Here is an 11,703-nt window from a genome sequence, read left to right as displayed (position 1 = left end):
CATGACTGCCGAGAGAGAGCCGCTCCGAGGGCCCCGCATCAAACCTGCCCACCCTCGGTGGGTACAGGACCTGGTGCTGCGGGATGCGCCGCCTTCGGGCAAGGCCGACGGCTGGGACGAGCTGAACCATCTGGACGAGACCTATCTGGAGTTCTCGATGGCTTCGGATATTCCCAGAGGGCCCATGCTTTGGTGCGGCATCATCAGCGCGGCTGCGGGCTTGTTTCCCGGCTACTTGATATCCCTGACCTGGGCGGCGCGTGGCTTCGACATCTGGGCAGATGGCGTGTTGATTGCACCGTCGCTCTTCATGTTCTGCCTTGCCTTCTTCTTCTTGCGCTTCGATTTGCGTGTGCCCAAGGACCGACCTGTTCGCTTCAATCGCCGCCAAGGCAAGGTCTACGCCAACAGCTACACCTGGAACCACAACCCCTTTGGCCGATGGGGCGGTGGCGCGAAAGTCTTCGATTGGTCCACGTTGCAGGCCGAGATCACCAAGCAGATCGGTGCCAGCGGCGAAGTGGTGACTCAGCGCTACGCGCTCGAACTCGTGGCCTGCAAGCCCGGCTCGTTCGAGGAAATGGACCGATTCCGGCTGCAACACGGTGCCCAAACGACCCGGCAGTATGAAGAGCAGTGGGAACTGCTGCGCCGCTACATGAACGACGGTCCTGCGGACCTGCCCCCGCAGAATCTGCGCAATCAAACCCCGGGCTTCATCGATTGCCTGCTGTTCGCCATGCCGTGGTTCGCACCCACGGAGATGGGGCGGCGCGCACGCGAGCGGATGCGCGGCTTCCTCGGCACGCTGATGATGGTGCTGATGTCACTCGTGTTCCCGCTGTGGCTGTTGTTTGGCCTGGGCAATTTCGTGGTGATGCGCCTCGCTCCGGAGGCGAGCTGGCCTGCAGGCATGGATGAAGCCTCGAAGTCATCCTCGTGACCACCATCACCGTTCCTCGCCCATTGCTTGCGATAGACGACCGCGTGTTGTCCCGCCGTTCTTTCTCCCTATGAAGCGATTCGTTCTACTTGCCGCAGTTGTTGTTGCAGCCCTCATCGCGTCGGCTGTGGCGTACCGCGGCTATCGGGTGAACACGAGCACTTCCGGCACTTCAACCGCGGTGTCGAGCGACGAGAGCCAGGCCCAGGGGAGGCTGTTGGCGAAGCTTCGTTTCGATGCACCGTCTTTTGGCGATTGCTCGGTCCATGACGCGTGGCTGGAAAAGTCCTCCACGTTCGTGACGCGCAGCTGGTTCGGAATCCGTCTTGGAAATGAAACCATTCCGACAGCCGCCATTCATGTGGTCCTCGACATGCCCAAAGAGCCGTTCCTTTTTGCGCAAAGCCTGAGCTTCGACGAGACGAACCCGACCGCTTCCGACCTGGGGCTGACCGGCTCGTTCACCCAGACCGTCACGATCAATGCAAAGCGCTACCGGCTGTTCGGATCGAACACCGTGTTTCCGCCGCCTGCGGTCATGAAATTCAGCTGTGGCACAGCAAACGCACATGCAACGTTGGCGAACTAGGATTTTTCCGGTCCACGCGATGTCGATCGGCCAGCCCCTGAACCGACAGGGCGGGAAGATTGCGCGCGGCCATGCATCGAACGAAGACCGGCACGACCGGCACTGACACCAGGGAGGTGGATATCCATGTCATCAGACACATCAAGCAGCTTCATGCCGACGCCATGGAAGCTCGAAGGCCTGAACGTCGCGCGGCTCTCGGAGCAGGCGCGGCTCATCAAGCTGCAGCTGCCCGCATCGGCACCGCAGAACGCCGTCGTCGTCGAGCGCTTCACCGGCAGCGAAGGCCTCAACGAACTCTTCGACTTCACCATCGACACCCTCGCCACGTCGAGCGAGTTCGACCCGTTCGCGCTGATCGGCGAAGAGCTGAGCCTGCGCCTGCTGCTGGCCAACGGCAGCTTTCGCACCTGGCACGGCTACCTCACGGCCGTCGATGCGCTGGGCGGTGACGGCGGCCTGGCACGCTACCGGCTGCATCTGCAGCCCTGGCTCGCCGCGCTCGGCCTGCGCCGCGACAGCTTCGTGTACGCCGCCAAGCACGTGCAGGACATCGTCAGCGAAGTGTTCGCCGACCACACGACCGCAAGCTTCAGCTTCGAAGTCACGCAGGAGATGCCCGTGCGGCCCACCTGTGTGCAGTACCGCGAGTCGGACCTGGCCTTCGTGCTGCGCCTGCTGGCGGAAGAAGGGCTGAGCTTTCGCTTCGAGCATGAGCAGCAACAGTCGACCGGTGGCGGGAGTGGCAACACCACGCCCTCGCACCACCGCCTGGTGATCTTCGACCGCGCGGCAATCCCGCCCGACTGCGCCCTTTCTCAGATTCGCTTCCACCGCGTCGACGCCACCGAAGCGACCGACGCCATCACCGCATGGAGCAGCCGGCGCCAGGTCACCACCAACGCCGTCATGCGCAACGCTTGGGACGCCAGCGTGTTGCAGGCCCCCACCGGCGCGGTGCAGAGCGCGCTGGCCATGGGCGAGGTGCCCGTGCTGGAGCACTACGACGGCGCCGGCGCGCAGCGCTATGCCGACAGCGCCACCGCTGCCCGCCGCGCCGAGCAGCAGCTGGTGGCCTTCGAGTCGCGCATCAAGCGCTACGGCGCCGCGGGCAGCGTGCGACAGCTCGGTGCCGGCGAGCGCTTCACGCTCACGCAGCACGACCGCTACGACGGCCGCAAATTCCTCGCACTGCGCGTGCGCCACGAAGCGGCCAACAACCTCGGCGCACAGGCCGCGCAGGTGCTCGAGGCCGGCGAACTCGAGAAGGGCAGCTACCGCAACAGCTTCGAGGCGCAGCCGGCCGAGGCACAGGTCGTGCCGTTGTGGCGCCCCAAGCCCACGGCCCCCGAGGCCATGGTCGCGCTCGTGGTCGGCGGCGATGACGACGAGGCGCCGACCGCAGTCCACACGCAGCGCGACCATCGTGTGCAGGTGCGCTTCCATTGGCAGGCCCAGCGTGCAGGCCAGCAGCAATCGGCGAGCAGCGGACAAGGCAGCCTCGTCGCTGCCGGTCGCCACGCGAGCAATCGCCAGTCCGTCTGGCTGCGCGTGGCTGCACCCGTTGCGGGCCCGAACTGGGGCGCACACCACCTGCCGCGCGTGGGTTCCGAAGTGCTCGTGTCCTTCATCGAAGGCGACATCGACCGGCCGGTGGTCGCTCAGCAGCTCTACAACGGACAGGACCTGCCGCCCTGGTCGGCTGGCACCGATTCATCCGCCAACCATGCGGGCGTGCTCTCGGGCTGGCACAGCCGCGCGCTCGACGGCAGCGGCTACAACCAGTGGATCGCCGACGACGCACCCGGCCAGGTGCGCACCCGCCTGGCCAGCTCGCACGCGGCCAGCCAGCTCAATCTGGGCCACCTCAACGCCCAGTCGCCCGACGAGAGCAGCCGCGGCGCCTGGCGCGGCAGCGGCGCCGAGCTGCGCTCCGACGCCTGGGTCGCCACGCGCGCCGGCGAGGGTTTGTTGATCTCCACGCTGGCCCAGGAACGCGCGGCAGGCAGCGTGCAGGACACTACCAGCGTGCGTGGCCAGCTCGCCGGCGCGTTGCGCGAGGCGCAGAAGCTGTCCGATGCGGCCGGCGGCGCGAAGGCGCTGGCGTTGAGCGCCACGGCGCTGCTGCAGCCGCTCATCGACGACATCGATCCGCAGAAGAATGGGCACTATCCCGGCAGCGTCAACGGACAGGACGCGCGCGAGCCCAAGGGTGGAGAGGGCGCAGGTTCACGTGAAGGGCAAGACCCCGTGCCCGCCTTCGCCCGGCCGCTCATGGTGCTCGATGCGGCCATGAGCCTGAGCATGGCCACGCCCGCCAGCGCGACTGTGTACGCGGGCGAGGCCATCCACTGGACCGCGCAGGCGCAGGCCCATATCGCGGCGGGCAAGACCGTGAGCTTTGCGGCCGCCAAATCTGTGGGCCTTTACAGCCACGAAGGTGGCATCCAGGTCATCGCGCAAGACGGGCCGGTGAGCGTGCAGGCGCACACCGACGAACTCGAATGGCTGGCCAAGGAAGGCTTCACGGTCACCAGCAGCAACGACGAGATCCACGTGCTGGCGCAGCAGAAGATCACGCTCAAGGGGGGGCAGACGAGCATCGAGCTGGAAGGGGTGAACATCACCTTGAAGATGCCGGGGCTGCTGGATGTGAAGGGGACGAGCAAGAGCTTTGTGGGGCCGGGGCGGGGTTCGGTGGAGTTGCCGCAACTACCGTCCGACGCGATGGACCTCAAGAACTGGATCGCACTCACTTATCACTATGCCGATCTGGACCCCGTCGCAGGCGCCAAGTACACCGCGACCTTTTCAGATGGTTCTGTTCGCAGCGGCAACTTGGACGCACAGGGGCATGCTCGAATGGAGAACGTGCCACCGGGTCCGGTCAAGGTGAAATACGAGGAGGTGAAGACGATCGACCCCTCCGTGCATTCCAAAGACAAGGCACAAGCGGACGTCTCGGCATGGCGCAGCGCGCTCACGGCGGCGTTCGCGGATCAAGTTGAACAGGGAGTCAAAAAATGAGCGGCGACAGAGGTGAATTGGTCAGTCTCGAAGACGCGCATGCGCACACCTACCTGAGCGACGCGTTCGATTGGGTGCGGGACCTGGCGGCCAAGGGCGCGCGCAGCGCTGCGGACACCGTGGACGACTGGACGATCGAACTCGACAAGCTGAACTTCAATGGCTCCGACGCATTGAAAAGTTATCTGCGCGAGCAAGGCAACTGGGTCTCCGACTTGTTCGCTGAAATACTCAGCCTTGTCGAACTGATCAATCCGCTGACCATCGGCAAGCAGATCGCCATCTGGATTCTGGAAGACTTCCGCGACGTGTTGCGCGCCCTGGCGTTGCTGGTCGACTTCAAGGACGACACGGCAGAGGAAACCAAGGATGCCTTGGTGGAGCTGGGCATGGCCGCTGCCGCCTTGTGCATCCCCTACGTGGGACGGGCTGGCAAGGTGATCTACCGGATGCTGCCGAAGTTCGCCAACATGCGTTTTGCGGTTGCTGCGCTGGAGACCGGCGAAGGTGCCGCGATGCTGCGGTTCCTGGGCACCGGTGACACCCTGGGGTACCTCAAGGGACTGAACTTCCCTTCCTACGCGGGCAAGATCAACTCGCTGCTGCGCCAGATATTCGACAAGATCGGGGCTGCCGTGGGGCGCTACCTGCCCAGGATGTCCAAGGTGATCAGCGAGTGGTACGCCAAGATCAGTGGTTGGGTGACGAGCGCTCTCAAGCAGGTCCAGATCTGGGTGGCTGCTGCCGTTGCCAAGCTCCAGCATGTGGTCTACAACGCCGCGACCAACATCACGAACCCCAAGGTGCTGGACAAGATTCCCGACAAATTGCTCGACTGGATGTACGCGCAGATCAACGGCAACTTGTGCGAGAGCTGCGTGGACAATTACTTCATCAACTTCATGGGCTACTCGCGTCTTTTCCCAGCGCCAAACACATCCAAGCGCGATACCAGCGCGTTCTTCGGCTCGGACCAGGGCATCGATGGCCTCTTCGAAAAAGAGCCCAGTGTGGTGACCGGTGGCACCTTGCTGCCACCGCACTACAACGGTATCCCCAACAGCCTGGGCTGGATACTAGACGAACTCGATGTGGAGATACCTGGTGAGCAGATTGCGAAGGCGGCCGTCAGCCGCAGCATCAAGCCCTTCGGCGATATCGATTCAGACTTCAACCCGGTGACGGGCAAGCCCGCCACGTTTCCGCGCTTTGTGGTGATGGAGGCCAAGTTCGGCTATCACGTCAAGTCGGGCAACAAGCTTCAGGACATTGAATGGAAGAACAAGCTGGGGACGACGACGACGGGACAGAAGCAAATGAGTCGCAACTGGATCAATAGTCGTCTGCAAAGCACCGTTTTCCCTCCCGATCCCGTCACAGGACAACCACCTGCAAAGCTGAAATCCGTAATAGCACAGTATCTTCGGTGGCTCTATGGTTGCCAGCCCGCAAATGCCAAGAACAAGAAGGTAGCGCAATCCCGAGGTGGAAGGCGCATGAAGGGCCTGGCCTTCTTCCCACCTTATGCATTGCGTGGCTACGACATCGACAAGATGAATTGGAAAGTTTAAGAGCGGACAAATGAGCAACTTCTACTCGATCCGACGTGAGAGGTTCTTGAACGAAGAGCCCTACGTAGTTCAGACCAAAGGCAGGACTGCATCGATCCAGGACTACCAACGCTCACTGGTCGAAGAACTTGCGGATGCTGGCGAGTTCGCGTGGCATGGTTGGAACTGGTTCATCGCCTCGAATAAGCTCGAATTGCTGGTTCTGAACTATTCAGCTGGCGAGCCGATTGGCGAGTTGGCGCTTTCTTTTGAGAATGTGCTTGCAGCTCAGGAGCCATCTGCCCTTCCGCACCCTACACAGCGCACGGAACCAGTTTTCCTCGAAGAACTCGATGGCTACCACTACGCCATGACTTTGCTGTCGTTGGCCAAGCTGCTGCGCCACGACGACCTCGTTCCACGCGTGGTCGCACTGTTCGAAGTAGCTCGGACCGAGAACCGCGGGAAAGATGCCTTGTATGAAGCGCTGCTGGAGAAACTGGGCCTACCAACAGTTCATGCAACGGGCATGCTGCGCTTCCTGAAAGCCCATCCGCTGCTGCTAAAGGCCATCGAAGCTGAACCCCGAAAGCGCCCGCTGTTTATCGCCGAGTTCTTAAAAAAGTGGTATCCCTCCATGAAGGGGACTTACTGGCATGGCCTGCACGACAAGGTACCGCAGAGCTTCTTCGGCTACTGGGCCTTCGAGGCCGGGCTGGTGACCTACCTCTGGGACATCGACGACAGCAGCTACCGAGACCTGCCGTTCTATCCCAAAGACCTCGTTGACTATGCGCGCACGCATAGCGCGGTCGCATCGCCTGACACCAGCGCTTCCCTTTCGGCACAAGACGGCCCTCCGGTCTCAACACGAGGTGGAGAGCCTTGCCCACTGGCCGGCTGGTGGTTCACGCCAGCCAAGGCGGGCAGCCGACGCTACTTCAAGGCGGACGAGGTCATGCCCGTCATCGAGGGCAGCAGCTACGGCGCAACCTTCTGGCAATGGAGTGCGGATCAAACGGCGCCCAAGCTCTGAGACTCAAGTCAAATGCGCGGTTTGGACTGGTGAGCTATGAGTAGTTCTTACTCGAAGCGTCGCGAACGACTTGTGAATGAAGAGTCATGAGCACAACGATGAAATTTTTCGATACGCAGGATATCGATGAGCTTGTTACCGAACTGAAGGAGTGTGGCGACGGCTTCGAAAAGATGAATTGAAAAGTTTGAGAGCGAACAGATGAGCAACTTCTACTCGACCCGACGCGAGAGGTTCTTGGACGAGGAGCCTTATCTACTTCTTGTGAACGCAACCCGAGCAAACGTCGCGGAGCTTGAAGGCTATCTAAGAAATGATCTGGCCTCCGCGGATGAAAATGCTTGGTCCCGCTGGCACAGCTTCTTGGCCGGTTCGAAATTTTCCTTGTTCGTTGGGGACTATTCCGCAGGGAGCCCGGTGCAGGAAATCGCGAGAGCTTTTCCTTCTTTGATTCAAGCTGTCGAGGCCGAAAGTCTGCCTCACCCGATCTATCAGACAGAGCCTGTTTTCCTCGAAGAACTCGACGGCTACCACTACGCCATGACCTTGCTGTCGTTGGCCAAGCTGTTGCGCCACGACGGTCTTGTTCCGCGCGTGGCCGCCCTGTTCGATGTGGCTTGGGCCGAAAATCGCGGAAAGGATGCTTTGTACGAAACGCTGCTTGGAAAGCTTGGCCTACCGACAATTCCTGCAAAGGGCATGTTGCGTTTTCTCAAAGCCCATCCGTTGCTGTTGAAGGCCATCGAGGCCGAGCCGAGAAAGCGCCCCTTGTTCGTGACCGAATTCCTCAAAAAGTGGTACCCCGCCATGAAGGGCACTTACTGGCACGCGCTGCACGACAGAGCACCGCAGAGCTTCTTCGGCTACTGGGCCTTCGAGACCGGGCTGGTGACCTACCTCTGGGACATCGACGACAGCAGCTACCGAGACCTGCCGTTCTATCCCAAGGACCTCGTTGACTATGCGCGCACGCATGGCGCGGTCGCATCGCCTGACATCAATGCGACCCTTGCGGCACAAGACGGCCCTCCCGCCTCCACTCGAAGTGGAGAGGTTTGCCCGAAACAGGGTTGATGGTTCAACCAGTCCCATGTGGCTCTACCTGCATCACACCGCCTCAGACCTCATCGACCTGGACCCCACAACCGGCCGTTGGCGCCCAGTCGACGACGCCGAGAAACCCCCAGGCGCGTCGGTACTCGCCGACCTCCCGGTCAAAGGCGGCTACACGATCGAGAACGACAAGCGCTACTACAGCTACTGGACGTCCGACGAGAAGTTCGTCTTTCACACCGACGACGGTGCCGTGTTCGAGATCTGCCAGAAGCGCGGCGACGGCTCCGTGGTGATGCTCTCGCCCGTCCTGCGCAGCGAGATCGCGCCTTCGCGGTACGGCGATGGGCGCTTGCGGCAAGGCTTCAGCCAGTTCCGGCTGGTGGAGGCCGCGACAGGCCAGGTCGTCTTCGCGCTGGACTACAACGCCGAGCGCTACCAGCGCCTGTACCAGGCCGACTTCACCGCCGCGGCGGCGGAGCAGGATCTGTCCGATTGGGATTTCTTCATCGCCCTGCAAGGCGCCATCGAAATCTTCGAAGAGCGTGCCGTGTCCGGCCGCGTCGCTTTCTCCGTGCACGACGATGGCTCGGCGCAGGTCCAGGGGCACCGCATGCGCCGCGATGAGCTGCTGTTTGCGGACACGGGCCAGACCTGTCCCCGCTCGGGCGTCTGGGCCTGCCTGACCGACCTGCGCGTGAGCACGGCGGTCACGCAGGGTGAGCCGATGCCCTCGAACGCTGGGCAGCCAGTGCAATGGGTCTGGAGCCGCGCCGGCTGAGCGCAGCGCAGCCCGCGGCTTTTAACCCCGCCCCAGCCGGGTCACAGACCCTTGCGCATAATTGACGCAAGCTATGACTCTCACCGAACTCAAATATATCGTCGCAGTCGCCCGCGAGCGGCACTTCGGCAAGGCGGCCGAGGCCTGTTATGTGTCCCAGCCGACGCTTTCGGTGGCCATCAAGAAACTCGAGGACGAACTCGAGGTCAAGCTCTTCGAGCGCAGCGCCGGTGAAGTCACCGTGACGCCGCTCGGCGAGCAGATCGTCCAGCAGGCGCAGAGCGTGCTCGACCAGGCCGCCAGCATCAAGGAGATCGCCAAGCGCGGCAAGGACCCGCTGGCTGGCCCGCTGAACCTGGGCGTGATCTACACGATCGGCCCGTATCTGCTGCCCGACCTGGTGCGCCAGGTGATCGCGCGCACGCCGCAGATGCCGCTGGTGCTGCAGGAGAACTTCACGGTCAAGCTGCTCGAGATGCTGCGCGCCGGCGAGATCGACTGCGCGATCATGGCGGAGCCCTTTCCCGACACGGGCCTGGCGATGGCGCCGCTGTACGACGAGCCCTTCATGGCGGCGCTGCCCGTGAAGCACAAGCTGGCCGACCGCGAGTCGATCACGTCGGAAGAGCTGCAGAGCGAGACGATGCTGCTGCTGGGCACGGGCCACTGCTTTCGCGACCACGTGCTCGAAGTGTGTCCCGAGTTCGCGCGCTTCTCGAGCAACGCCGAGGGCATCCGCAAGAGCTTCGAGGGCTCGTCGCTGGAGACCATCAAGCACATGGTGGCCTCGGGCATGGGCGTGACGCTGGTGCCGCGCCTGTCGGTGCCGGCCGAGGCGCTCAAGCCGAAGGTCAAGGGCCGCAAGGAGCCCGAGCAGATGGTGCGCTACCTGCCCGTGCGCGACGCGCAGGACCGTGACCCGCCGATGCGCCGCGTGGTGCTGGCCTGGCGCCGCACCTTCACGCGCTACGAGGCCATTGCGGCGCTGCGCAACGCGATCTACGCGTGCGAGCTGCCGGGTGTCAAACGACTCTCCTAGCGATTCGGGGCCTTCGCCTACGCGCGGGCTGTTTGGGATCGCTGATCGCTGGGATAGAGTGAAGCTGTTGCGAAGCCGCCTGCCGGCTTTCAGAATTTCGGTGTTGTCACCCAACTTCAAGAAAGACCCCTCCGCCATGGCCAAACCCTCGAAGAAAACCAAGTCCCCGTCGCCCGCAGCTTCCGCCGGCAAGGTGCCCAAGAAGGGCGGCGCCGCCGTCGCGCAGGAGTCGGGCAGCCGCAACGCGCCTATCATCAACATCGGCATCGAACGCCAGGACCGCGCGGCCATCGCCGAAGGCCTGAGCCGCGTACTGGCCGACACCTACACGCTGTACCTCACGACGCACAACTTCCACTGGAACGTGACGGGGCCGCACTTCAACTCGCTGCATGCGATGTTCATGACGCAGTACACCGAGCTGTGGGGCTCGACGGACGTGCTCGCCGAGCGCATCCGCGCGCTGGGCCACTACGCGCCGGGCTCGTACGCCGAGTTCAGCAAGATCGCCACCGTGCCCGACGTGCCGCAAACCCCGCCCAAGGCGATGGAGATGGTGCGCATCCTCGTGAAGGGTCACGAAACGGTGTCGCGCATCGCGCGCGAGTTCATCCCGGTGGCCGAAGAGGCCGGCGACGACCCGACCGCCGACATGCTGACCGCGCGCTGCACGGTGCACGACCAGACGGCTTGGATGCTGCGCTCGCTGCTCGAGGACTGATGACGGCCTCCTGATCTCCCCGCACCTGATGTGTGTCGGGAGCCCCTCCAAGAGCGGCACAATGGCCGCTCTTTTTTCGTCTGCCCGTCCGCCGCATGCCTCTCGCCCGCCGTTTTGCGCTCTACCTCGATCTGATCCGCTGGAACCGGCCGGCCGGCTGGCTGTTGTTGCTGTGGCCCACGCTGGGCGCGCTCTGGTTCGCGGCCGACGGCTGGCCCGGCTGGCACCTGCTCGCGGTGTTCACGCTCGGCACCTTCCTGATGCGCAGCGCGGGCTGCTGCGTCAACGACGTGGCCGACCGCGACTTCGACCGCCACGTGAAGCGCACGGCCCAGCGGCCCGTGACGAGCGGTGCGATGTCGGTCAAGGAGGCGTTGGGGCTGGGCGCGGTGCTGGCGCTGCTGTCCTTCGGGCTGGTGCTCACCACCAACCGCACGACGGTGCTGTGGTCGTTCGCGGCCCTGGCGATCACGCTGATCTATCCGTTCGCCAAGCGCTTCGTGTCGATCCCGCAGGCGGTGCTGGGCATTGCCTTCAGTTTCGGCATCCCGATGGCCTTTGCCGCGGTGCAGTCGACGGTGCCGGCTTTTGCCTGGTGGCTGCTGGCGGGCAACCTGTTCTGGGTGCTGGCCTACGACACCGAGTACGCGATGGTGGACCGCGACGACGACCTGAAGATCGGCATGAAGACCTCGGCGATCACCTTCGGCCGCTTCGACGTGGCGGCGGTGATGGCGAGCTATGCGATCTTCCTGGCGGTCTGGATCTGGGCCGGTGCCAGCCGGTCGCTGGGGGTGCTCTTCTATCTGGGCATTGCCGCGGCGGTGGCGCAGGCGCTCTGGCACTGGCGCCTGATCCATGACCGCACGCGCGAAGGCTGCTTCAAGGCCTTCCGCGAAAACCACTGGCTGGGCTTCGCGGTGTTCGTCGGCATCGTGGCGGGCTACGCCCTCCGATAGCCCCC

10 protein-coding genes are annotated in these 11,703 nt (G+C 63.4%); all 10 read left to right on the top strand.

Annotation, left to right across the window (positions count from 1 at the left end; genetic code table 11):
* The first annotated feature begins 1 nt into the window (after position 1).
* The 10 genes from AC07O4_RS07925 (at position 2) to ubiA (ending at position 11,698) form a co-directional block, all read left to right on the top strand.
* Positions 2-943 carry a DUF6708 domain-containing protein gene (locus AC07O4_RS07925; RefSeq protein WP_495304221.1) on the top strand — a complete coding sequence of 314 codons (942 nt, stop codon included), beginning with the start codon at positions 2-4 and terminating at the stop codon, positions 941-943.
* 70 nt (positions 944-1,013) lie between these two features.
* Positions 1,014-1,532, top strand: a complete 519-nt coding sequence (locus AC07O4_RS07920) for a hypothetical protein (RefSeq protein WP_495304219.1) — start codon at positions 1,014-1,016, stop codon at positions 1,530-1,532.
* 153 nt (positions 1,533-1,685) lie between these two features.
* A complete protein-coding gene (locus AC07O4_RS07915; RefSeq protein ID WP_495304218.1) occupies positions 1,686-4,559 on the top strand; it encodes a type VI secretion system Vgr family protein in 2,874 nt (957 codons plus the stop codon).
* A complete protein-coding gene (locus AC07O4_RS07910; RefSeq protein ID WP_495304217.1) occupies positions 4,556-6,130 on the top strand; it encodes a hypothetical protein in 1,575 nt (524 codons plus the stop codon). The genes AC07O4_RS07915 and AC07O4_RS07910 overlap by 4 nt, the downstream gene beginning before the upstream one ends.
* Before the next feature lie 10 nt (positions 6,131-6,140).
* A complete protein-coding gene (locus AC07O4_RS07905) occupies positions 6,141-7,145 on the top strand; it encodes a PoNe immunity protein domain-containing protein (protein ID WP_495304216.1) in 1,005 nt (334 codons plus the stop codon).
* A 201-nt stretch (positions 7,146-7,346) separates the two neighbouring features.
* The gene (locus AC07O4_RS07900; RefSeq protein WP_495304215.1) at positions 7,347-8,219 is read left to right on the top strand and encodes a PoNe immunity protein domain-containing protein; all 873 of its coding nucleotides are present in this window, start codon (positions 7,347-7,349) and stop codon (positions 8,217-8,219) included.
* A 16-nt stretch (positions 8,220-8,235) separates the two neighbouring features.
* A complete protein-coding gene (locus AC07O4_RS07895; RefSeq protein ID WP_495304214.1) occupies positions 8,236-8,979 on the top strand; it encodes a hypothetical protein in 744 nt (247 codons plus the stop codon).
* A 73-nt stretch (positions 8,980-9,052) separates the two neighbouring features.
* Positions 9,053-10,018: a LysR substrate-binding domain-containing protein gene (locus AC07O4_RS07890; protein ID WP_062474802.1), complete on the top strand. Its 966-nt coding sequence runs from the start codon at positions 9,053-9,055 to the stop codon at positions 10,016-10,018.
* A gap of 136 nt (positions 10,019-10,154) precedes the next feature.
* Positions 10,155-10,739, top strand: a complete 585-nt coding sequence (locus AC07O4_RS07885; protein WP_492741849.1) for a Dps family protein — start codon at positions 10,155-10,157, stop codon at positions 10,737-10,739.
* Positions 10,740-10,834: 95 nt separating this feature from the next.
* Entirely contained in the window at positions 10,835-11,698 is an 864-nt protein-coding gene (gene ubiA / locus AC07O4_RS07880; protein WP_307582048.1) for a 4-hydroxybenzoate octaprenyltransferase, read from the top strand.
* Positions 11,699-11,703 lie beyond the last annotated feature (5 nt).

Source organism: Variovorax sp. GW821-FHT09D04, assembly GCF_059416405.1.
The sequence above is the reverse complement of the archived record's forward strand: the minus strand, read 5'-3'. Positions and strand labels throughout refer to the sequence as shown.

Bases quoted from the DNA above. Each gene is read 5' to 3' on its own strand.
- AC07O4_RS07925 (WP_495304221.1), top strand. From the start codon at position 2: ATGACTGCCGAGAGAGAGCCGCTCCGAGGGCCCCGCATCAAACCTGCC.
- AC07O4_RS07920 (WP_495304219.1), top strand. From the start codon at position 1,014: ATGAAGCGATTCGTTCTACTTGCCGCAGTTGTTGTTGCAGCCCTCATC.
- AC07O4_RS07915 (WP_495304218.1), top strand. From the start codon at position 1,686: ATGCCGACGCCATGGAAGCTCGAAGGCCTGAACGTCGCGCGGCTCTCG.
- AC07O4_RS07910 (WP_495304217.1), top strand. From the start codon at position 4,556: ATGAGCGGCGACAGAGGTGAATTGGTCAGTCTCGAAGACGCGCATGCG.
- AC07O4_RS07905 (WP_495304216.1), top strand. From the start codon at position 6,141: ATGAGCAACTTCTACTCGATCCGACGTGAGAGGTTCTTGAACGAAGAG.
- AC07O4_RS07900 (WP_495304215.1), top strand. From the start codon at position 7,347: ATGAGCAACTTCTACTCGACCCGACGCGAGAGGTTCTTGGACGAGGAG.
- AC07O4_RS07895 (WP_495304214.1), top strand. From the start codon at position 8,236: ATGTGGCTCTACCTGCATCACACCGCCTCAGACCTCATCGACCTGGAC.
- AC07O4_RS07890 (WP_062474802.1), top strand. From the start codon at position 9,053: ATGACTCTCACCGAACTCAAATATATCGTCGCAGTCGCCCGCGAGCGG.
- AC07O4_RS07885 (WP_492741849.1), top strand. From the start codon at position 10,155: ATGGCCAAACCCTCGAAGAAAACCAAGTCCCCGTCGCCCGCAGCTTCC.
- ubiA (WP_307582048.1), top strand. From the start codon at position 10,835: ATGCCTCTCGCCCGCCGTTTTGCGCTCTACCTCGATCTGATCCGCTGG.